20 protein-coding genes are annotated in these 22,121 nt (G+C 61.0%); 11 read left to right on the forward strand and 9 right to left on the reverse strand.

The features are described from left to right. The first annotated feature begins 239 nt into the window (after positions 1-239). The 6 genes from adk to BMZ57_RS08755 all read left to right on the forward strand — a co-directional run bounded on the left by adk (position 240) and on the right by BMZ57_RS08755 (position 4,532). Positions 240-887 carry an adenylate kinase gene (gene adk, locus BMZ57_RS08730; protein ID WP_010212617.1) on the forward strand — a complete coding sequence of 216 codons (648 nt, stop codon included), beginning with the start codon at positions 240-242 and terminating at the stop codon, positions 885-887. A gap of 90 nt (positions 888-977) precedes the next feature. Next, complete coding sequence (gene tsaB / locus BMZ57_RS08735; RefSeq protein ID WP_042571738.1) at positions 978-1,664, forward strand: tRNA (adenosine(37)-N6)-threonylcarbamoyltransferase complex dimerization subunit type 1 TsaB; 687 nt, start codon at positions 978-980, stop codon at positions 1,662-1,664. A 160-nt stretch (positions 1,665-1,824) separates the two neighbouring features. Beyond that, positions 1,825-2,115, forward strand: coding sequence for a hypothetical protein (locus BMZ57_RS08740; protein WP_016979856.1), 291 nt, complete (start codon positions 1,825-1,827; stop codon positions 2,113-2,115). Next, on the forward strand, positions 2,115-2,975 hold the full coding sequence (locus tag BMZ57_RS08745; protein ID WP_010212614.1) for a DUF72 domain-containing protein: 861 nt from the start codon (positions 2,115-2,117) through the stop codon (positions 2,973-2,975). The genes BMZ57_RS08740 and BMZ57_RS08745 overlap by 1 nt, the downstream gene beginning before the upstream one ends. Positions 2,976-3,002: 27 nt before the next feature. Beyond that, positions 3,003-3,830: an isocitrate lyase/PEP mutase family protein gene (locus tag BMZ57_RS08750; protein ID WP_069672348.1), complete on the forward strand. Its 828-nt coding sequence runs from the start codon at positions 3,003-3,005 to the stop codon at positions 3,828-3,830. Between the two features lie 3 nt (positions 3,831-3,833). Then, complete coding sequence (locus BMZ57_RS08755) at positions 3,834-4,532, forward strand: extensin-like domain-containing protein (RefSeq protein ID WP_042571742.1); 699 nt, start codon at positions 3,834-3,836, stop codon at positions 4,530-4,532. A 3-nt stretch (positions 4,533-4,535) separates the two neighbouring features. Here BMZ57_RS08755 and BMZ57_RS08760 read toward each other — a convergent pair whose 3' ends face one another. Further along, positions 4,536-5,156: an energy transducer TonB gene (locus BMZ57_RS08760; RefSeq protein WP_069672347.1), complete on the reverse strand. Its 621-nt coding sequence runs from the start codon at positions 5,154-5,156 to the stop codon at positions 4,536-4,538. A 96-nt stretch (positions 5,157-5,252) separates the two neighbouring features. On the opposite strand from BMZ57_RS08760, the gene BMZ57_RS08765 reads away from it, so the two are divergent. Continuing rightward, complete coding sequence (locus tag BMZ57_RS08765) at positions 5,253-6,035, forward strand: class I SAM-dependent methyltransferase (RefSeq protein ID WP_069672346.1); 783 nt, start codon at positions 5,253-5,255, stop codon at positions 6,033-6,035. 190 nt (positions 6,036-6,225) lie between these two features. Here BMZ57_RS08765 and BMZ57_RS08770 read toward each other — a convergent pair whose 3' ends face one another. Continuing rightward, complete coding sequence (locus BMZ57_RS08770) at positions 6,226-6,861, reverse strand: TetR/AcrR family transcriptional regulator (RefSeq protein WP_010212608.1); 636 nt, start codon at positions 6,859-6,861, stop codon at positions 6,226-6,228. A gap of 93 nt (positions 6,862-6,954) precedes the next feature. Between BMZ57_RS08770 and BMZ57_RS08775 the strand changes: the two genes are divergently transcribed. Then, positions 6,955-8,055, forward strand: coding sequence for an efflux RND transporter periplasmic adaptor subunit (locus BMZ57_RS08775; protein ID WP_069672345.1), 1,101 nt, complete (start codon positions 6,955-6,957; stop codon positions 8,053-8,055). Positions 8,056-8,061: 6 nt separating this feature from the next. After that, the gene (locus BMZ57_RS08780; RefSeq protein WP_010212605.1) at positions 8,062-11,127 is read left to right on the forward strand and encodes an efflux RND transporter permease subunit; all 3,066 of its coding nucleotides are present in this window, start codon (positions 8,062-8,064) and stop codon (positions 11,125-11,127) included. 437 nt (positions 11,128-11,564) lie between these two features. Here the strand turns inward: BMZ57_RS08780 and BMZ57_RS08790 are convergent, their stop codons facing one another. Genes BMZ57_RS08790 through plsB form a run of 3 tightly spaced genes read right to left on the reverse strand, consistent with a single transcriptional unit; the run spans position 11,565 to position 15,267 of the window. After that, entirely contained in the window at positions 11,565-12,254 is a 690-nt protein-coding gene (locus BMZ57_RS08790) for a DUF4197 domain-containing protein (protein WP_010212601.1), read from the reverse strand. A 40-nt stretch (positions 12,255-12,294) separates the two neighbouring features. After that, positions 12,295-12,696, reverse strand: a complete 402-nt coding sequence (locus BMZ57_RS08795; RefSeq protein WP_010212599.1) for a YbaY family lipoprotein — start codon at positions 12,694-12,696, stop codon at positions 12,295-12,297. A gap of 51 nt (positions 12,697-12,747) precedes the next feature. Next, positions 12,748-15,267: a glycerol-3-phosphate 1-O-acyltransferase PlsB gene (gene plsB / locus BMZ57_RS08800; RefSeq protein ID WP_010212597.1), complete on the reverse strand. Its 2,520-nt coding sequence runs from the start codon at positions 15,265-15,267 to the stop codon at positions 12,748-12,750. Between the two features lie 182 nt (positions 15,268-15,449). Here plsB and BMZ57_RS08805 point away from each other — a divergent pair, with 182 nt between their 5' ends. Further along, positions 15,450-15,659: a cold-shock protein gene (locus BMZ57_RS08805; RefSeq protein ID WP_003219353.1), complete on the forward strand. Its 210-nt coding sequence runs from the start codon at positions 15,450-15,452 to the stop codon at positions 15,657-15,659. A 139-nt stretch (positions 15,660-15,798) separates the two neighbouring features. On the opposite strand, the gene BMZ57_RS08810 is transcribed toward BMZ57_RS08805, so the two are convergent. The 4 genes from BMZ57_RS08810 to BMZ57_RS08825 all read right to left on the reverse strand — a co-directional run bounded on the left by BMZ57_RS08810 (position 15,799) and on the right by BMZ57_RS08825 (position 21,038). Further along, entirely contained in the window at positions 15,799-16,176 is a 378-nt protein-coding gene (locus BMZ57_RS08810) for a hypothetical protein (protein WP_010212596.1), read from the reverse strand. Between the two features lie 54 nt (positions 16,177-16,230). After that, positions 16,231-17,040, reverse strand: a complete 810-nt coding sequence (locus tag BMZ57_RS08815; protein ID WP_010212595.1) for a putative RNA methyltransferase — start codon at positions 17,038-17,040, stop codon at positions 16,231-16,233. Continuing rightward, on the reverse strand, positions 17,040-18,191 hold the full coding sequence (gene dapE / locus BMZ57_RS08820; protein ID WP_010212593.1) for a succinyl-diaminopimelate desuccinylase: 1,152 nt from the start codon (positions 18,189-18,191) through the stop codon (positions 17,040-17,042). Before dapE ends, BMZ57_RS08815 begins: the two co-directional genes overlap by 1 nt. A gap of 255 nt (positions 18,192-18,446) precedes the next feature. After that, on the reverse strand, positions 18,447-21,038 hold the full coding sequence (locus BMZ57_RS08825; protein ID WP_010212591.1) for a glycosyltransferase: 2,592 nt from the start codon (positions 21,036-21,038) through the stop codon (positions 18,447-18,449). 217 nt (positions 21,039-21,255) lie between these two features. Here BMZ57_RS08825 and tcdA point away from each other — a divergent pair, with 217 nt between their 5' ends. Beyond that, a complete protein-coding gene (gene tcdA, locus BMZ57_RS08830) occupies positions 21,256-22,065 on the forward strand; it encodes a tRNA cyclic N6-threonylcarbamoyladenosine(37) synthase TcdA (RefSeq protein ID WP_010212589.1) in 810 nt (269 codons plus the stop codon). Positions 22,066-22,121: the final 56 nt, after the last annotated feature.

Raw genomic sequence — 22,121 nt, forward strand, 5'->3', positions numbered from 1 at the left:
GCGGCCGGCGTTTATGGGGCCGGGTTGCACCCAGGCACACCCTACCTATGACGTAAGCGCTGCGCGGGTTCCTGCGACTTTTGGCGGCTTGTGTGGTTAAGGCCTGCTGTGTATCTTGATCAGCCTTTGGCCGTTTGGGCGGCCCGAATTCTATTTTTACGAGCCACACTTCTACGAGATTTGCCCCCACGCGGCGAATCCGAGCGTCATCTCTATATAAAAAATTGAGGAGCACATCGATGCGCGTCATTCTGCTGGGAGCTCCCGGGGCCGGTAAAGGTACTCAGGCAAAGTTCATCACTGAAAAATTCGGCATTCCACAAATCTCCACCGGCGACATGCTGCGTGCGGCCGTCAAGGCTGGTACCGAGCTGGGCCTGATCGCCAAGAGCGTGATGGACAGCGGTGGCCTGGTTTCCGATGACTTGATCATCAACCTGGTCAAGGAACGCATCAGCCAGGAAGACTGCAAGAACGGTTTCCTGTTCGACGGCTTCCCCCGCACCATTCCCCAGGCTGAAGCCCTGGTGAAGGCCGGCGTTGAGCTGGATGCCGTGGTTGAAATCGCGGTGGAAGATGAAGAGATCGTCCAGCGTATTGCCGGTCGTCGCGTTCACGAAGCCTCTGGCCGCGTGTATCACACCGTCTACAACCCGCCAAAAGTGGAAGGCAAGGACGATGTGACCGGCGAAGACCTGGTGCAGCGCAAGGACGACACCGAAGAAACCGTGCGTCATCGCCTGTCGGTCTACCATTCCCAGACCAAGCCGCTGGTGGATTTCTACCAGAAGCTGTCCGCCGCCCAGGGCAAGCCGAAGTACAGCCACATTCCTGGCGTCGGCTCGGTTGAAGCGATCACCGCCAAAGTGCTGCAAGCACTCAGCTGATCCCTCTGCCGGCTACACGGATAACGGCCCGCTTGCGGGCCGTTGTTGTTTATACTGGCGCACTTTTTTTCGACTTGGACACCTACACCGATGAGCACCCTGCTGGCCCTGGACACCGCGACTGAAGCTTGCTCCGTTGCCTTGCTGCACGATGGCAAGGTAACGAGCCACTACGAGGTGATCCCGCGCCTGCATGCGCAGAAGCTGTTGCCAATGATCAAGCAACTGCTGGAAGACGCCGGCACTACGCTGGCAGCGGTAGATGCCATCGCCTTCGGCCGTGGCCCGGGTGCGTTTACCGGTGTGCGTATCGCTATCGGCGTGGTGCAGGGCCTGGCGTTTGCCCTGGAGCGCCCGGTGCTGCCGGTGTCCAACCTTGCCATGCTGGCGCAGCGCGCCTTGCGTGAACACGGCGCCCAGCAGGTGGCAGCGGCCATCGATGCGCGTATGGATGAAGTCTATTGGGGCTGCTACCGCGAAACAGCGGGTGAAATGCGCCTGGTCGGTGTGGAAGCCGTGCAGGCACCGGAGTCATCGGTATTGCCTGTCGATGCCAGCGGCGACTGGTTCGGTGCTGGCACCGGCTGGGGTTATGGCGAGCGCATCGCTGTGCCGTTGGTGGGCCAGGATGCGGCGATGTTGCCCCACGCTGAAGACTTGTTGACCCTCGCGCGCTTCGCGTTCGAACGCGGCGAGGCGATTCCTGCAGACCAGGCTGCACCTGTGTACCTGCGCGATAAAGTGGCGCAGACCAAGGCCGAACGCGGGATTATTTGACGCCAAAAATGATGGCAGTTTGGGGCTAACTTCACCAATCGTCAGAATTTGCCCCCGATTTAAAACCTTTTTCAAATTATGTGTTCTAGTTATCACCAGAGTATTTGCGCACCACGGATGATGCTGCCAAAATGCCACTACTGATAGCGAGTTCGCGCCCATGCGTATTGATGGCTTTTCCTCACAGTCCTACCCAATCAAGCGCAAGCCGCGTAAGGCAAACGTCACGGTAGACGAGTCCGTCGAGGATTCGCCGGACTTCATCGAGGTCCAGTCCGACGCGCAGGCCAACGCTCAAGCACGCATCAGTGGTCTTCCCGCCCGTCAGCAAGACATGGTCTTCCCGCGCTCCATGAGCAAAAGCGTCGCCACCGCCCTGGCCAGCTACCTGACCACCGCCGGTTTTGTCGAATGGGATATGGAAGTGCTGGGCCTCGACATCCACATCTGATGCGTCTGCCTTACTACCTCGGTTGCCCGTCCTGGAGTGAAAACGCCTGGCGAGAGTACCTGTACCCCGCCGATGCCCGTTCCAGCGACTACCTTGCGCTTTACGCCCAGGTCTTCAACGCCGTTGAAGGCAACACCACGTTCTATGCCCGCCCATCGACCGCCACGGTGCAACGCTGGGCTGAGATCATGCCCGACGATTTCCGTTTCACGGCCAAGTTTCCCGGTGATATCAGCCACAGCGGCAACCTGATTGAACAGCTACCGGCTGCGGAAAGCTTTGTCGGCTTGATGAGCCCATTGGGTGAGCGCGTATCGCCGCTGTGGTTGCAGCTGCCCGCGACGTTCACACCGCAGCGTCTGGGGGAGTTGGCAGGCTTCATTGATGGTTTGGAGCGGCCCCTGGCGGTGGAAGTACGCCATCAGGCGTTCTTCGCCAAAGGCGACGCGGAGCGCATGCTTAACCGCTTGTTACGGGATCGGGGCGTGGAGCGTATCTGCCTGGACCCGCGCGCGTTGTTCAGTTGCACCTCTACAACGGCTGCCGTACTGCACGCCCAGTCGAAAAAACCCAAGGTGCCCCCCCGGCCGGCGGCACTGACGCAGTTTCCTCAGGTGCGTTTTATCGGTCATCCCGAACTGGAAGCCAACGATCCGTTTCTGGTGCCTTGGGTGGAAAAAGTCGCAGGTTGGATCGAAGAAGGCCGCACCCCCTACGTATTCCTGCACACCTCGGATAACCGCCTCGCCGCCCAACTGGCCCTGCGTTTTCATGACCAGTTGATGGCGCGTCTGCCCGGTCTGCCAGCCTTACCTGTGCTGGATCGTGCCCCCGCCGTGGAGCAACTGGGGTTACTCTAGGGCTCCTTTCCCCGCCAGGAGCCAGACATGGATGCCCAAACCCTTCGCGCCGAAACCTTCAAGGCCCTGCATGAGCGTGACCGTGCGTTCGTGATGCCCAACCCGTGGGATGCAGGCTCTGCAGTGATGCTGGCCAGCCTGGGGTTCGAAGCCCTCGCCACCACCAGTGCGGGCTGCGCGTTCAGCCTGGCGCGCCCGGATGCGGAAGGGGCGTTGTCCCTGGAAGACACCTTGATCAATGCCAGCATGATTGCCAAGGCCACGGCGTTGCCGGTATCGGCGGATCTGGAGAACGGCTTCAGCGACACCCCGAAAGGCTGCGCCCAGACCATCCTGCGTGCCGCTGCCACCGGTATCGTCGGCGGTTCCATCGAAGACGCGACGGGCATTGCCGCTGACCCGATCTATCCTTTCGACCTGTCCGTGGAGCGCGTCGAAGCTGCGGTGGCCGCCGCGCGCAGCTTGCCATTTCCCTTTACCCTGACCGCCCGCGCGGAAAATCTCCTGCATGGTCGCCTGGATTTACCCGACACCATCCGCCGTCTGCAAGCCTACGCCGAAGCCGGTGCCGACGTGCTGTATGCGCCGGCCCTGCGCAGTGCCGAGGAAGTGCTGGCGGTGGTCGAGGCGGTGGCGCCCAAACCGGTGAACGTATTGATGTCTGGCGGCTTGAACCTCAGCGTCGCGCAGCTCAGCGCGATGGGTGTGCGGCGCATCAGCGTCGGCTCGGCCCTGGCGTTGGCTGCCTATGGTGAGTTCTATCGCGCAGCCCAGGAAGTGTACGAACTGGGCACGTTCACCTTTACCGAGCGCAAGATGCCGTTCAGGCAGGCCAATCAGTTCTTCAAGGGCTAAGGGGTGAGTTTTTTCAAAGTGACAGGCGTGTTGCTGATCCTGGCCGGCGCCTGTGCCGTTGGCGTTTGGCGTGGCTGGGTGCCGCTGCCGGCCGATTGGAACCCGTGGGCACCGTTGGATGTGCGCGCTAGCCCGAATCTGTTGACGCGCTACAAGCTGGGGCGTCTGCAGGATGACCCGGCGTTGTGCGACCAGGTGCTGGTAACCTCGGGCCTGCGCGTCAGCCATCAAGCCGATACGCCCGCCGATGCCGCGTGTCCGCTGCGCAATACTTTGCGCGTTCAGGGGGCGGCAGTTGGACTCAGCAGCAGTTTTCTCGCCAGTTGCCCGCTGGCGGTGGCATTCGCGCTGTTCGAGCGCCACAGCCTGCAACCGGCGGCCCAGGCCGTGTTCGGCCAGGCGGTGACGCGGGTCGATCATCTAGGCAGCTTTGCCTGCCGCAATATGTATAACCGCGCCGAAGGGCGACTCAGCCAGCATGCGTCGGCCAATGCCCTGGACATTGCCGGTTTCCGCCTGGCGGACGGTCGCACTGTCAGCGTGCTCAGGGATTGGCCGGGGGAGGGGGAGAAGGCGCGGTTCTTGCGAGAGGTCCGCGATAGCGCCTGCGATGATTTCAACGTGGTGCTGAGCCCGGACTACAACGCCGCGCACCGCAACCATTTTCATCTGGATATGGGGCGTTGGTGGGTGTGTCGCTGACTGTCAGGCGGCCAGACGCAGGTTTTGGGTGACCAGCGGGCGAGCCCAGTAGTAGTCGAAGTCCAGCGCCTTTTGTTGCGCAACCAGTTCTTCGGTCGGGTACGGCGTGGCAGCGGGCGGCAGCAGGTCGAGTTCGAACTCGGCGATAGGCAGGTGCAGCGGGCGTGGCTCCGGCGCCGGGCCAGGCTCCGGCAATGGTTGGCCGGCGGTCAGCACGATCGGGCGCACCCAACCGCTTTCGAAGTTCTGCTGGCGCTGCTGGGCGACGATTTCTTCTTCAGGGAACGGCGGGGAGGCGGGTGGCAGCAAGTCGGTCTCGAGCTCGGCGATCGGCAGGAACAGCGGTTCCGGTGGGGCGATCTCGGTGTCTCTCACATCGCATTCGCGCTGGGTGAGGATCTGCGCCAACAGATCGGCGCCTTCGCTGGGCTCTACCGCTGGATCCGCCGGTACCGGCGCCTGCACAGCCAGCGCGTCCGGCGTATCGCCGAGCTGCTCGGCCAATGCACGGGCGAAGAAGTCCTGCCACACATGACTCACCCCGGCCAGCGCTTGAGTATTGCGCAGGCCGTAGTGGTTATGGGTCGGCAGTACACCGATGGTTAGGGGAAGAATGTCTGACATTTTTCTCGGTCGACGCTCAGCTCTGGCAAAATACCTGACTGTTGTTTTTATCGGCCGCTGTTTGCCGATCCTTAATATTTTTGAGCGTAGTGATTGATGAGCGAACAACCAGCGGCCAGCCGCATCCAGGTCGAGGCCTTGGGCGAAGGTTTCCAGGGCCGTGCCGAACAGTGGGCGTCACTGCTGGGTTTGCCGATGCACGTGGCGGATGCGGACTTTTCCTTGCAAGTGGGAGAGCACGGCCTGCAGCTGCAACAGCTCGGGCCTGACGCGCCTGGACCGGTGCGTGTGGACTTTGTCGAAGGCGGGGCAGCGCACCGGCGCCTGTACGGTGGTGGCAGCGGGCAGATGATCGCCAAGGCCGTGGGCATCGCCCAAGGCGTGCGCCCCAGGGTGATGGACGCCACAGCCGGCCTGGGCAAGGACGCTTTTGTGCTGGCCAGCTTGGGCTGCGAGATGAGCCTGATCGAGCGCCAACCGTTGATCGGCGCCTTGCTCGAAGACGGTTTGGCGCGTGGCGCGGATGATTTTGAGGTGGCACCGATTGTGGCGCGCATGAAGTTGCTCAAGGGCAACTCCATCGACGTGATGCTCAACTGGGAAGGCGAGCCGCCCCAGGTGATCTACCTCGACCCGATGTTCCCGCACCGTGAGAAAACCGCCCTGGTGAAGAAAGAAATGCGCCTGTTCCGACCGCTGGTGGGCGATGATCCGGACGCGCCGGCGCTGTTGGCTGCGGCCCTGGCCCTGGCCAGCCACCGTGTGGTGGTGAAGCGCCCGCGCAAGGCACCGTGCATTGACGGGCCCAAGCCGAGCCATGCGCTGGATGGCAAGTCCAGCCGGTATGACATCTACCCCAAGAAAGCACTCAAACCCTGAAGCTGCTCTTGGTTTGAGGGCCTCATCGCTGCATAGATGTCTACACACTTGTCGGTGTGGCGATGGGCCCGTGGCGAGGGAGCTTGCTCCCATGACGGCCTGATAGTCGCCTGAGCCCTGTCAGGTGTAAATCGGTCGAAAATGTGGGCGCTGGCTTGCCTGCGATGAGGCCCTAAAGGTCAATGAAGATTCAGGGCCGATAAGCCCGCATAAACAACCCCACCACGTCCTGCACATGGGCTTCGGCAGCTTCTTCGCTCAGTTGCCCGCCGCAGCCATACAGCAAGCAAAAGTTCGCCGTGCCCTTGAGCAGGCAGAAGAAGTGCTCGGCTGCCGTGAACGGTTTGTCGATGCTCAGGGCGCCGCTCTGGTCGATTTTGCCAAGCAGGCGCTCCATGCCTTGCAACATGCGCATCGGGCCCGCCTCGAAGAAGATCTGCGAGAGTTTCACGTCCTGATTGCCAGTGGTCATCATCAGGCGATGCAGGTTGACCGACTCCTCGCTGTTGATCAGGCGGTGGAACCCCCGCGCGATATTCAGCAACACAGTCTCCACGGGCATGCCCGCAGGCAACTCGAAGTACATCACCGGCAGTTGTTCTTCGCACTTGGCCACCACCGCGGCGGTGAACAAGGTCTCTTTATCGTTGAAGTGGCTGTACACGGTCAGTTTCGACACGCCGGCCTCAAGGGCCACGGCATCCATGCTGGTACTGGCGTAGCCATTGCTCAAAAACAGGATTTTCGCTGCTTCGAGGATTGCCTGGCGTTTTGCCATGTCCTTGGGACGCCCGGGGCTATTGGTGTTCACAGGATTGTCGGACATTTTCACCTTTAATACTGGACTGGTGAGTTTGGTATTAATAACATACCCGCCAGTATAATTATTCTTAGCTCCATTTGCGAAAGGTCCTACAGCATGCGCAGTACTTTCCTGCCCTTTGCGTTGCCTGTCAGTCTGGTCTTCCTGTTGGCCGGATGCGGCCATGAAGAAGCGGCCCAGACCACCATCCGTCCGGCCATGGTGGTGCAGCCACAGCCTTCTTCACAGTCGATGGACAGCTACCCCGGTGAAGTGCGCGCCCGTTATGAACCGGACCTGGCCTTTCGCATCGGTGGCAAAGTCAGCAAGCGGTTAGTGGAAGAGGGCGAGCGGGTCAAGGCCAACCAGGCGCTGGCCGAACTTGACCCGCAAGATGTGCGCCTGCAACTGGAAGCCACCCGTGCCCAAGTCGCCGGCGCCGAGGCCAACCTGAGCCTGGTGCGCGCCGAGCGTGACCGCTACAAGACCCTGATGGACCGTCAGATGGTCAGCCGCTCCCAGTACGACAATTCCGAAAATCTCTACCGAGCCGGTGTTGCTCGTCTCAAGCAGATCAAGGCCGAGTTCGACGTGGCCAGCAACCAGGCCGGCTATGCGGTGCTGCGTGCGCCACAGGATGGGGTGGTGGCCAAGCGTGTGGTAGAAGTTGGCCAAGTGGTGTCCGCCGGCCAGACCGTGTTTACCTTGGCGACCGATGGCGAGCGCGAAGTGCTGATCAGCCTGCCGGAGCAGGGTTTTGGCCGTTTCAAGATCGGCCAGCCGGTGTCGGTCGAGCTGTGGAGCCAGCCCGACCAGCGCTTCACCGGCCGCATTCGTGAACTGTCACCGGCCGCCGATCCAAAGTCGCGTACGTTTGCTGCCCGCGTGGCATTCACCGGCGGCAAAGTCCCGGCGGAACTGGGCCAGAGCGCACGTGTATTCATACAGGTCGACGGCGATATTCCTCTCTCGGTCCCACTGTCGGCTCTCAGTGCGGAGAACGGTGCGTCCTACGTCTGGCGTGTGCAGCCCGACAATACCCTTAAGCGCACACCGGTACGCATCGGTGCTTTCGGTGAAAAAACCGTACCGGTACTGGAAGGGTTAAGCCCTACGGATTGGGTCATTGCTGCGGGTGTGCATGTGCTCCACGACGGCCAGCAGGTGCGCCCGGTGGATCGCTCCAACCGTGTGGTGAATCTGGCGGCCAAGGAGTAGTCCCCGATGGGTTTCAATCTTTCCGAATGGGCGTTGCGTAATCGCCAGATCGTTCTGTTCCTGATGATCCTGCTGGCAGTGGTTGGCACCTTGTCCTACTCCAAGCTGGGACAAAGCGAAGACCCGCCGTTCACCTTCAAGGCCATGGTGATCAAGACCAATTGGCCTGGCGCCACGGCCCAGGAAGTGTCGCGGCAAGTCACCGAGCGCATCGAGAAAAAACTCATGGAAACCGGTGAGTACGAGCGCATCGTCTCGTTCTCGCGCCCCGGCGAATCCCAGGTCACCTTTATCGCCCGTGACTCCATGCATTCAGCGCAGATTCCTGAGCTGTGGTACCAGGTGCGCAAGAAGATCAGCGATATCCGCCAGACCTTGCCGCCGGATATCCAGGGGCCGTTTTTCAATGATGAGTTCGGCACCACCTTCGGCAATATCTATGCCCTGACCGGCGACGGCTTTGACTACGCCGTACTCAAGGACTACGCCGACCGTATCCAGATTCAGCTGCAGCGCGTGGCGGATGTGGGCAAGGTCGAGCTGCTAGGCCTACAGGACGAAAAAATCTGGATCGAACTGTCCAACCTCAAGCTGGCGACCCTCGGTTTACCGCTGGCGGCAGTCCAGCAGGCGTTGCAGGAGCAGAATGCTGTTTCCACGGCCGGTTTCTTTGAAACCCCGAGCGAACGTGTGCAACTGCGCGTGTCGGGTAACTTCAAGACGGTGGAAGAAATCCGCAACTTCCCGATTCGCGTGGGCGACCGTACCTTCCGCATCGGCGACGTAGCCGACATCCACCGCGGCTTCAACGACCCACCGGCACCGCGCATGCGCTACATGGGGGCAGACGCGATCGGTCTGGCCGTGGCCATGCGTGATGGCGGCGACATTCTGGTGTTGGGTAAAGCCCTGGAAGGTGAATTCGCACGCCTGCAGAAGAACCTTCCGGCCGGCATGGAGCTGCGCAAGGTGTCAGACCAACCGGCAGCGGTGAAAACCAGCGTCGGCGAATTCGTGCAAGTGCTGGCCGAAGCACTGGCCATCGTGTTGCTGGTGAGCTTCTTCTCCCTCGGTGTGCGTACCGGCATGGTAGTGGCCCTGGCGATTCCGCTGGTGCTGGCGATGACGTTTGCCACCATGTACTACCTCGGCATCGGCTTGCACAAGATTTCCCTCGGCGCTCTGGTGCTGGCGTTGGGTTTGTTGGTGGACGACGCGATCATCGCCGTGGAAATGATGGCGATCAAAATGGAGCAAGGTTACGACCGGCTCAAGGCCGCGAGTTTCGCCTGGACCAGCACCGCGTTCCCGATGCTCACCGGTACGCTGATCACCGCAGCGGGCTTCCTGCCGATTGCCACCGCGCAATCGAGCACTGGCGAATACACCCGTTCGATCTTTCAGGTAGTGACCATTGCGTTGCTCGCCTCCTGGGTGGCTGCGGTGGTGTTCGTGCCCTACCTGGGGGAAAAGCTCCTGCCGGACCTGGCGAAGATTCATGCGGCCAAGCACGGCACCGATGGGCCGGATCCCTACGGCACACCCTTCTATCAGCGCGTAAGACGCATGGTGGAGTGGTGCGTGCGCCGGCGCAAAACCGTGATCGTCCTCACCCTGCTGCTGTTTATCGGCTCGGTGGCGCTGTTCCGTTTTGTGCCGCAGCAGTTCTTCCCGGCATCTGGCCGTCTGGAGCTGATGGTGGATCTGAAGCTGGCGGAAGGCGCCTCCCTGAGCAACACCGCCGACCAGGTCAAGCGCCTGGAAGCCTTGCTCAAGGAACACGCGGGCATCGACAACTACGTGGCCTACGTCGGCACCGGTTCGCCGCGTTTCTACTTGCCGCTGGACCAACAACTGCCGGCCGCCAGCTTTGCCCAGTTTGTCGTGCTGGCCAAAACCATCGAGGAGCGCGAAAGCCTGCGCACCTGGCTGATCCAAACCCTGAACGAACAGTTCCCTGACCTGCGCTCACGGGTCACACGCCTGGAGAACGGCCCGCCTGTGGGCTATCCGGTGCAGTTCCGCGTGACTGGCGAACATATCGAGGAAGTCCGCGCCCTGGCTCGGAAAGTCGCGGTGAAGGTTCGCGAAAATCCCCACGTGGCCAACGTGCACCTCGACTGGGAAGAGCCGAGCAAGATCGTCTACCTCAATATCGATCAGGACCGCGCCCGCGCCCTCGGCGTGAGCACGGCCAACCTGTCGAAATTCCTGCAGAGCTCGTTGACCGGTTCCAGCGTCAGCCAGTACCGCGAGGACAACGAGTTGATCGAAATCCTCCTGCGCGGCACCGTGCATGAACGCACCGAACTGTCGTTGCTGCCCAGCCTGGCGGTGCCGACCGACAATGGCAAAAGCGTAGCACTGTCGCAGATCGCCACCCTCGAATACGGTTTTGAAGAAGGCATCATCTGGCACCGCAACCGTCTGCCCACGGTGACCATCCGCGCGGACATCTATGGCAAGGAGCAGCCGGCGACGCTGGTCCAGCAGATCCTGCCGACCCTGGAAGGCGTGCGTGCTGAACTGCCGGATGGTTACCTGCTGGATGTCGGCGGTACGGTGGAAGATTCCGCCCGTGGCCAGAACTCGGTCAAAGCCGGCGTGCCATTGTTTATCGTGGTGGTGCTGACCCTGTTGATGCTGCAACTGCGCAGTTTCTCACGCACTGCGATGGTGTTCCTGACAGCGCCGCTGGGCCTGATTGGCGTGACGCTGTTCCTGCTGGTATTCCGCCAGCCGTTCGGCTTCGTGGCCATGCTGGGCACCATCGCGCTGTCCGGGATGATCATGCGCAACTCGGTGATTCTGGTCGACCAGATCGAACAGGACATCAAGGCGGGCCTGGCGCCCTGGCAGGCGATTATCGAAGCCACGGTCCGACGCTTCCGCCCGATTGTGCTGACAGCCCTCGCAGCAGTGCTGGCCATGATCCCACTGTCACGCAGTGTGTTCTTCGGGCCAATGGCCGTGGCCATCATGGGCGGTCTGATTGTGGCGACGGCGCTGACGCTGTTGTTTTTGCCGGCCTTGTACGCAGCATGGTTCCGGGTCAAACCACAGGCTGGGTAAAGAGTTGTCGTAGGGTTTTTCACAAAGGGGATGCGGAGGCGGGAACGCTTCCAAGGTGTGGGGCCACTCATTGATTACCTGATTGTCAGGTCTTTCGCCAATCAGGGTTCACGCCTGTTGGTGGACGCTTCAATTCAATGATTCAAGGAGTGCTTATGGGAATGCTTAATATCAATATCAGCGCGTCTAAGTCGAGCTGGGGTTGTAATCCTTGCGGGCCTAGCAAGCCTGAACCTGCCAAGCCTACCAACCCTTGCAAGGATCCTTGCAAGGACGCTTGCAAGCCCAACAAGAGTATGACCATAGGCTTCGGTGTGATGCCCCTAGGCATGATCGCATTCGGTGGTTTTGGTTTAGGAAAGTTCTTCTGATCGTAGAAGAACTGCTTGGAACCGGGCAGGTGAGCCCCCCACACCTGCCTGGATTCATTCCCGGTTTTACAGTGCGCCGAAGACTTTCTTCGCCAGGCTGGTCGCGGCGGCCGCAGGGTTCTCGCGAATGGTTTCTTCCTGCTTTGCAATCATCTTGAACAACCCATCCAGCGCCTGTTCGGTCACGTAGTTTTCGACGTTGGCGCTCTTGGCGTCCACTGCGCCAAAGGCAGCGGCTTTGCCGGCCAGGGCATTGTATTGCTGGGCGACGCCGACCTTGTCGGTCGCGGCCTTGACGATCGGCAAGAACTTGGCGCGGATCTGTTCGCGGCTGCTTTTGTTCAGGTACTGGGTGGCCGAGTCCTGGCCACCACTGAGGATGCCCTTGGCGTCAGTCACGCTCATGTTCTTCACGGCGTTGACCAGGATCGGCTGGGCCTGGGTCACGGCGGTTTCGGCGGCCTTGTTCATGCTGGTTTCCAACTGGGTCACCTGGTCACCCATGCCGAACATTTTCAGTTTGTCGGCGACTTTGCCCAGCTTGCCAGGCAGACCGATCTTCACTTCCGGGTTGTTGCTGAAACCACCCGGTACGCCCAGTTGCTTCACGGCGATCTGCGCGCCTTGGGTCAGGGCGTCCTTGAGGCCGCCACTGGCGTCGCCCTGGGACAGGCTGCTCAAGTCCAGGGCCATGGCGTTTGCACCGAGCAGCAGGCCGGCACACAGGGCAGTGAAACGAAGGGAGTTACGGAGCATGGGCGCTTCCTTTTTAATCTGGCTTAAGTTCTGGAGACTATCAGTGGGCGACAGCATCAACCCGCAGGCGCAGGGGTTGCGCGTCTTGGCCATTGAGCTGCACAGCGTGCCGTTCGGTGGTGATAAACAGTAGCTTGCCATCCACTTCGATGCGAGCGCTCACCGAATAAGTGTGGCCAGGTTTGACTTGCGCCGGGTCATAGCTCAGGTGAAACGGCAGCGGCACCTGGCCTTTGACCGGGCCTTTCTGCTCAGCCAGGGTCACGGCCGGCGCATCCATCAGCGACACGTCCTGCAGGCTGACGCTCAAGGTCGCGGTGGGCGGCAGGGCGATGCGTTGCAGATAGAACACTTCGCCGTCGAGGCTGGCTTTGGGGGCGGGGTTCATGGATTGGCAGGCTCCGAGCAGGGCAGTCAGGCCCAGGAGGATGATTTTTTTCATGGTGTTGCTCCTTTTCAACGGCGCCGGAATCCATCCGGCGCCTGTTTAAATCTAGCGGGTTTCTTCAGGTGCAGTGGCTTCGGGGTCGACGGGTGCCTCGGCGGCGCCGTCCACGCGATGCAATGCCACTTGGCGGATCGACAGGCGAATCTCCGCCGGCAGCACGCGTTTGGCCGCGCCTTCGGCCAGTTCGCCGAGCAGGTCGTGATAACTCAGTTTGCCGGCCTCGTCGCGGCGCAGCACATCTTGCTCCAGCAAGGTCTGGATGAAATGTCGGAAAAGGCTCTTGTCGAAGAATTCCGGGGCGTTGAGGCCATGCAGGATCGACAGGCGCTGGGCCATGATCGTGCACAGGTCTTCCAGTTCTTCGGCGCTGATGCTGTTCTGGCCGCTGTTGAGCAGCAGCGAAATCGCCATGTAGAAGCGTTGCAGGGTTTGCGCGATGGTTTTGGACAGCAGGGTCAACAGCACAAAATGCCGCGAACTCGGCGCCGGGCGCAGGTACACGTTGTTCTCGAAGCGCAGCAGCCCTTGCTCGACAAAGGCCTCCAGCCATTGGTCGATCACCGTGTCCAGCTCTTCCAGCGACCAGCGAATGAACAGTTCCGATTGCAGGTACGGGTACAGCGCGTGGGTGTAACGCAGGATCTGCTCGCGGCTCATCCGCGAGCTGCTCTGGAAGAAGCTCGCCAGCAGCGCCGGCAGGGCAAAGATGTGCAGCACGTTGTTGCGGTAATAGGTCATCAGGACGGCATTCTGCTCGTCCAGGTACAGAATCTTGCCCAGGGCGTCGCTCTGCTCCGACAGCAGGTCCATGTCCTTGACGTGCTTGATCAGCGCCAGACCATCGCCGTCGGGCAGGGTGGTGTGGGGCGAGTAGGGCACGCGGCGCAGCAGCGCCAGGTACAGGTCCAGTTGGCGCGCCATGGCTTGTTCGTCCAGGGCCAGGCGGGTGGTGGACAGCAATGCCAGGGCCACCAGGTTGACCGGGTTTACCGCCGCGGCTTCGTTCAAGTGGCGTGCCACTTGTTCGCCGAGGCGGTTGGTGGTTTCGTTGAGCCAGGCCGGTTTGTAGTTCGGGCCCAGGTCCTGGGCGCGCCAGCCCGGTTGTTCGCTGTCGAGGAATTCGGCCAGCTTGATGGGTTCGCCGAAGTTGACTGCAACCTGACCAAAACGCTGCTTGAGCGCGCCGACCACCTTGAAGATGTCGAAGATCGACTCTTTCTTCTTGCTCGCACCGCGTAGCTCGCCCAGGTAGGTGCGGCCTTCCAGTACGCGTTCATAACCGATGTAAACCGGCACAAATACGATGGGCATGCGCGAAGAACGCAAGAAGCTGCGCAGGGTGATCGCCAGCATTCCGGTCTTTGGTTGCAGCATGCGCCCGGTGCGCGAACGGCCGCCTTCGACGAAGTACTCCACCGGGAAGCCCTTGGTGAACAAGGTGTGCAGGTATTCGTTGAACACTGAGGTGTACAGCGGGTTGCCCTTGAAGGTGCGGCGCATGAAAAACGCACCGCCACGGCGCAGCAGGCTGCCGATCACCGGCATATTCAGGTTGATGCCGGCGGCGATGTGCGGTGGGGTCAGGCCATTCTTGAACAGCAGGTAGGACAGCAACAGGTAGTCGATGTGGCTGCGGTGGCACGGTACGTAGATCACCTCATAACCCTGGGCAACCTTTTGCACACCCTCGATGTTGTTGACCTTGATGCCGTCGTAGATCTTGTTCCAGAACCAGCTCAGCACCACTTCGAGGAAGCGGATTGCGGTGTAGGTGTAGTCCGAGGCGATCTCGTTGCCGTAGCGCAGGGCCTGGGCCTTGGCTTTTTCCGGGCTGATCTTCTCCCGTTCGGCCTCATCGGCAATGGCCTGGCGCACCAGCGGCATGTTGACCAAGCCCTTCACCAGGTTGCGGCGGTGTGACAAATCGGGACCGATCACCGCCGTCTTCAGGTTACGAAAGTGCACGCGCAGGATGCGTTGGGCCATGCGCACGGTACGTTCGTGGCCTTTATTGTGCTCGATCAATTCACGCAGGTTGATAGGCGCGGAGAATTGCACCCGAGTCTTGCGACCCAGGATCAGGATGCTTAACAAGCGGCGTAGACGCCCGGTGACCGCCCAGCTGTCGGCAAACAACAGCTTCCACGGGCTGGACTCGCTCTCGGGGGATTGGCCCCAGAACACGCTGACCGGAATGATTTGTGCATTCTCTTCGGCGTGCTCGGTGAGGGTGCCGACCAAACGGGTCAGTGTGGGCGGCGCGCCGCGCTTGTCCTGGCGGCCGAGCCAGTCCGGCTCCGGCGTCAGGTAGAAGAACGCCGCGGGTTCCATCAACGGGCCGACCGAGACCGGCAGCACCGGGCGCGGCAGGCCGGCCTTGGTGCACTCGGCATCGACCACGGCCAATTCGGTGAGGGAGGGTGATTGCAGGACATAGAACACCGGCCGGCTGCGGTCCAGGTTAAGGGTCAGGGACGACTGGTTGATCGTCTCCGAGCGGACCCAGAGGTACAACAGTCGGCGCAAGGTGCCGAACACTAGACGGCGAAACGGGGAACGGGTCATAGGCGTGCTGCTTCAAGTGGAAAAAACCGAGCAGGCGCTCGGGCGAGTAGTGTGCCGTATTCGCCGAAAATCGGCAAAAAAGCAGCGATGTAAACTTGAGTTGATCGTTTTTGAGCCTGTCTTATACTCGGCAGTTCAATGCGAGCGACTCAACAATAAAAATGCATGTGGGAGTAAGACAGATGGCAACGCGTGAAACCGGCAATGTGAAGTGGTTCAACGATGCAAAGGGCTATGGGTTTATCCAGCGCGAAGACGGTAAGGACGTGTTTGTGCACTATCGCGCCATTCGCGGCGAAGGCCACCGCTCCCTGGCCGAGGGCCAGCAGGTGGAATACGCCGTGGTGACCGGCGAGAAGGGGTTGCAGGCGGAGGATGTGGTCGGTCTATAAAGCCCCTGGCTGGGTAACCCAACCAACTGTGGGAGCTGGCTTGCCTGCGATGCAGACACCTCGGTCTATCGGTAAGACCATGGTGATGCCATCGCAGGCAAGCCAGCTCCCACAGTTTGATTAGGTTCACAATTCAGGATCAGGCAGTTTTCCAGGTGATCTGTTCTTCACCGTCTTCGCTGATCCGAATCCAGGTGTCAGCGCTTTCCTCACCTTCTTCCTCAACCCAGGTCCCCGGTGCACAACGCACTTCCACGTTCAGCGCAACAAATGCAGCGCGGGCGCAGGCGATGTCGTCATCCCATGGGGTCTGGTCGCTTTCCAGGTACAGACTGTTCCATTTGCCGACAGCTTTCGGCAGCCAGGTGACAGGCACGTTGCCGGCCTTGCATTTGTACGTCTGGCCTTTCTGGACCCAGTCGGAGCACGGACCCAGGGCGGCGCCCAGCCAGGCGGCGATGGCCTTGTGGTCGACGTCGGCGTCCTTCAGGTAAATCTCGATATCGGGTTGGCGCATGGATGTTCCTCGTTGCGGGATTCGAAAATCCATTCGCGGATGCTGGAAAGTTATTTATTGAAGCACGAAATAGTCGTAGCGCATCGACACAGTGACCACCAACGGCTCGGCCGCCTCGATCACCTGTGCGCGGCGCTCGGCGCTGGCACGCCAGCCGTGCGGGGTCATGGCCAGCAGGTTGGCGCGGTCCTGGGGCTCGGCCAGGCTCAGGGTGAACGCCAACGTCTCGCTGTGCGCCAGGCTCATACCGTCCGGCACCAGGGCCAGGTGCTTGTCGTCGGTGTACTCACGCACTTCGTCGTACAGACGCTCGCGCAGCTCCATCAGGTGGCCGCTGGTCGGGCCGACTTTCATCAAGCCGCCACCGGGGCTGAGCAGGCGCTTGGCCTCTTCCCAGTCCAGTGGGCTGAACACGCTGGCGAGGAACTGGCAACTGCCTGACGCCAACGGCACACGGGCCATGCTGGCGATCAACCAGGTCAGCGCCGGGTTGCGCTTGCAGGCACGCTTGACCGCTTCCTTGGAGATATCCAGTGCATAGCCGTCGGCGTGGGGCAAGGCGTCGGCGATCTGCGCGGTGTAGTAACCCTCGCCACAGCCGATGTCGACCCAGCGCGCCGGCGCACGTTCAGCGGCCAGCTCGGCCAGGCGCTGGGCCACTGGCGCGTAGTGCCCGGCGTTGAGGAAGTCGCGGCGCGCTTCCACCATCGCCAGGTTATCGCCGGGGTCGCGGCTGTTCTTGTGCTGCACCGGCAACAGGTTCAGGTAACCCTGGCGTGCGCGGTCGAAACGATGCCCTGCCGGGCACGCCACACCATTGTCCACCGCGTTCAGCGGTGCGCTGCAAATGGGGCAGGCCAGCATCAGGCGAGCAACTTGATCAGGGTCTGGTAGTAGATTTCGGTCAGCACATCGAGGTCGCTGGCGAGGATGCGTTCATTGACCTGGTGGATCGTCGCGTTGACCGGGCCCAGCTCGACCACTTGGGTGCCCAATGTGGCGATGAATCGCCCATCGGAGGTACCGCCGCTGGTGGACGCCTGGGTTTCGCGACCGGTGATCGCCTTGATGCTGGCCGACACGGCATCCAGTAGCGCACCCGGTTCGGTGAGGAACGGCAGACCCGACAGCGCCCACTCCACGTGCCAGTCCAGGCCGTGTTTGTCGAGAATCTCGGCAACCCGCTGCTGCAGGCCTTCGACGGTGGATTCGGTGGAGAAGCGGAAGTTGAACACCGCCTTCAGGTCACCGGGGATCACGTTGGTCGCGCCGGTGCCGGAATTGAGGTTGGAGATCTGGAAGCTGGTGGGTGGGAAGAAGGCGTTGCCGTCATCCCAGTGCTCGGCGGCCAATTCGGCCAGGGCCGGCGCCGCCAAGTGGATCGGGTTCTTCGCCAGGTGCGGGTAGGCCACGTGGCCTTGGATACCGCGTACCGTCAGCGTGGCACCGAGGGAACCGCGACGACCGTTCTTGACCACATCGCCCACCAGCGTGGTGCTCGACGGTTCGCCAACGATGCACCAGTCCAGGCGCTCCTTGCGTGCGGCCAGGCGTTCGATCACGGCCTTGGTGCCGTGGTGCGCCGGACCTTCTTCATCGCTGGTGATCAGGAAAGCCACCGAGCCCTTGTGGTCCGGGTAATCGGTGACGAAACGTTCAGCCGCCACCAACATGGCCGCCAGGCTGCCTTTCATGTCCGCCGCGCCACGCCCGCAGAGCATGCCGTTTTCATCGATCAGTGCGTCGAACGGATCGTTCTGCCACGCCTGCACCGGGCCGGTCGGTACCACGTCGGTGTGGCCGGCAAAACACAGCACCGGGCCATCGTGTTTGCCATGGGTGGCCCAGAAGTTGTCCACGTCCTCGATGCGCATCGGTTCCAGCGCAAAACCGGCGTCGCCCAGGCGCTGCATCATCAGCTTCTGGCAATCGGCGTCGATCGGCGTCACGGAGGGGCGACGGATCAGGTCGATGGCAAGTTGAAGGGTCGGCGAAAGGTCGGCATGGGCCGTCATGGGGAAACTCCGGAAAGCGTGTAATGGGCGCAGGACGAATGTGGAATACAACCTGTGAAGTGGCGCAGAGCCAGGTGGGAGCTGGCTTGCCTGCGATGCAGACACCTCGGTCTATCAGTCAGAACGCGGTGATGCTATCGCGGGCAAGCCCGCTCCCACGTGAAAGCAGTGGTCCAGGCCAAGTCTTGCAAAACGGCCGTTATCTTATAGCAAAACGGCGGCCAGAGGCCGCCGTTTAGTGCATTGCGCAAGTTTTTACGCGGCTGTGACGGGCTCAGCCTTCGCCGAAGGTTTCGGCAGCGACGACAGGAACGCCATGATCAGCGCCGCCACGTACGGCAGCGACTGCACCAGCAGCATCACCACCCAGAAGCGGATGTCATTGCTTGGCAGGCCCTGCACCAGGTAGATCCCCAGTGCCGCGCCCCACAACAGCAGCATGATGAACATCTCTTCGCGGGCTTCGGAGATGGCTACCCAGAAGCCGTGGTTATCCGCGTTTTTCGGTGTGCGGAAGAACGGAATGCTGGTGGTGAAGAAACCGTACAGCACCGCTTTGGCGATGGTGTGCGACAACGCCAGACCGGCCAGGGCCGCACAGAACGCATCCTTCAAGTTCACGCCTACCGCTCGACGGTAGAGGAAGATGATCTTGCCCACCTTGAACACAAACAACGCCAACGGCGGGATTGCGAAAATCAGCAGCGGCGGATCAACCCGCGTCGGCACAATGATCATTGCCGCCGACCATAACAACGCGCCAACGGTGAAGAAGATATTCATGCCATCCGCCACCCACGGCAACCAGCCCGCGAGGAAGTGGTAGCGCTGGCCACGGGTCAGCTCGGTGTCCTTGCCGCGCAGCAGGCTGGCGGTGTGGCGCTTGATGATCTGGATCGCGCCGTAGGCCCAGCGGAAACGCTGTTTTTTGAAGTCGATAAAGGTATCCGGCATCAAGCCTTTGCCGTAGCTGTCGTGGTAATACGCCGCCGACAGACCCTTCTCGAATACGCGTAGGCCCAGTTCGGCATCTTCGCAGATGCACCAGTCAGCCCATCCCAATTCCTCAAGCACCGAGCGACGGGTCATGGTCATGGTGCCGTGCTGGATGATCGCGTCACGGTCGTTGCGGGTGACCATGCCGATATGGAAGAAGCCCTTGTATTCCGCGTAGCAGAGCTTCTTGAAGGTGCTTTCGTTCTGGTCGCGGTAGTCCTGCGGCGATTGCACCACGGCGATTTTCGGATCGGCGAAGTGCGGCACCATGTGCTTGAGCCAGTTTGGCGACACGCAGTAGTCGGAGTCGATCACTGCGATCACTTCGGCATCCTTGGCGGTGTGCGGGATCAGGTAGTTCAGCGCGCCACCCTTGAAGCCAGCCAAAGGCGCGACGTGGAAGAACTTGAAGCGCGGGCCCAGGGTTTCGCAGTAGTCGCGCACCGGTTCCCATACCGCCGGGTCCTTGGTGTTGTTGTCGATGATCAGGACTTCGTAGTCCGGGTAATCGAGGGCGGCCAGGGCGTCGAGGGTCTGTTTGACCATTTCCGGCGGCTCGTTGTAGCACGGCACATGGATCGACACTTTCGGGCGGTAGTCCGAATCCCCTTCAACCGGCAGGAATTCACGCCGACGCTTGTGGGTCCACACCGCTTCCGCCAGTTCGTGGGCTTCGGTCAGCAACACGATAAACACACCCAGGGCGCCGAGCGCGAGAAGGATGCCCACGGTGACACTGAACCAGGTGCTGTATTGCTGGCTGTAGTCGTAGCCGATCCACACCAGCACCGAACCGCAGAGGAACGCGATAAAGGTCAGGAAGGTGCGACCACGCTGGCGCAAGGCCGAGCCGTCGATCATCAACAGGGTCAGGGACAGCAGCGCGAGTACCACCGAACCGATGGCCAGCACACGCCATTGCGGAATCGCGACCACGGGCCCTTCAAAGTTGAATTTCTGCTGGCGTGCAGCGTTGTACACGCCCCAGTAAGCACCCGCCGAGCCTTCGTCGCTGACTTTCCACGGCTGATCGAAGGCCTCGATCACGAAGTAGTTGAAGCCCTGGCGGTTCAGTTTGTTCACCAGCGTACGCAGGTAGATCGCCTGGTCGGCCGGGGAGGTTTCATTGCCTCCGCGCATGCGGCCGTTGCTCGGCCAGCCTACTTCCGAGAGCAGCAGCGGCTTTTTCGGGAACAGTTTCTTCAGGTCCCGGGCGCGGTCGAGTACGTACTGGCCGGCCTTGTCCATCGGGATGTATTCCCAGAACGGCAGGATGTGCGCGGCGATCAGGTCGACGTGCTTGGCCAGTTGTGGGTTCTTCTCCCAGATGTCCCATTGCTCGGAGGTTGTCACCGGCACTTTTACAGCGGCGCGCACTCGATCCAGCAGCACGATCAGCGCTTCTGGCGTGATGTCCTTACGGAACACCGCCTCGTTACCGACCACCACCCGCACTACGCTGCGCGAGGTGTTGGCGATTTCGATGGCTCGCTGGATTTCCCGCTCGTTGCGCTCAAGGTCCGGGCTGATCCAGATCCCGAGGGTCACGCGCAGGCCGAATTCTTCCGCCAACTTGGGGATATCCCCCAGGGTGCCGTCGACCGAATAAGTACGGATGTTGTCCGTCAGCTTGCTCATGATCTCAAGGTCACGACGCATCTGATCGTCGGTCGGGAATTGATTTTTCTGGGGGTACTGGCCTTGCTGGAACGGCGAGTAGGAAAAACCGGAGATCTGTTCAGGCCAGTTGGGGGTGGTGACGGGGCGGTTGATCAGCGCCCAGAAACCGGTGAACAGCGCGGCAATTGCCAACACGATCACCAGGTTGAGTCCAAATTTACGCGATGCCATGGCTATTTCGGGTTCCAAAGGGTGTGGAACGAAAAGAGGTGTCGGCCTGCGCCGAACGGCGCGCATCCTACACCGGCCCCTCCCTGACCGTACAGCAAGCAGAGAAAAACCGGACATTAGTCAGCGAAAGGCCATCTAAGTTCTTTACTTGTAGCTTGTCGCTTCGAACTTGTCGCTCTGTAGTCCATAATGCGCGCCAGTTTTTGGGGTAATGGTCATGAGTACAGAAGATCCACGGTTTGCAGGCGTCGCCCGCTTGTATGGCATTGAAGGCCTGGAGCGCTTGAAAGCAGCCCATGTGGCGATCGTCGGCGTCGGCGGCGTGGGCTCGTGGGCGGCGGAAGCCATCGCCCGTTGTGGGGTGGGTGAGATCTCGCTGTTTGATTTGGATGATGTCTGCGTCAGCAACAGCAACCGCCAGTTGCACGCGCTGGACAGCACCGTGGGCAAGCCCAAGGTCGAGGTGATGGCAGAACGCCTGCGCGGCATCAATCCGGATTGCACGGTGCATGCGGTGGCGGACTTCGTGACCCGCGACACCATGGCTGAATACATCACGCCCACTATTGATTGCGTGATCGACTGCATCGACGCGGTCAACGCCAAGGCTGCGTTGATCGCCTGGTGCAAGCGCCGCAAGATCCAGATCATCACCACCGGCGGCGCCGGCGGGCAGATCGACCCGACACTGATCCAGGTCTGCGACTTGAACCGTACGTTCAATGATCCGCTGGCCTCGAAAGTGCGTTCCACCTTGCGTCGCGACTATGGGTTCTCACGTACCGTGACTCGCCATTACAGCGTGCCGTGCGTGTTTTCAACCGAACAACTGCGCTATCCCAAGCCGGACGGCAGCATTTGTTTGCAGAAGAGTTTTGTCGGGGACGGCGTGAAACTGGACTGCGCGGGTGGGTTTGGTGCGGTGATGATGGTGACGGCCACCTTCGGCATGGTCGCGGCCACCAAGGCGGTCGATAAGATCGTGGCCGGTGTACGCAGGCCATCCGAGCGGGTCAAGCCCACTTAAATCTTAATGCCGTGCACCGCTTGAAATGTGGGAGCTGGCTTGCCTGCGATAGCATC

This window comes from Pseudomonas simiae, from assembly GCF_900111895.1.
Lineage (GTDB): Bacteria > Pseudomonadota > Gammaproteobacteria > Pseudomonadales > Pseudomonadaceae > Aquipseudomonas > Aquipseudomonas simiae.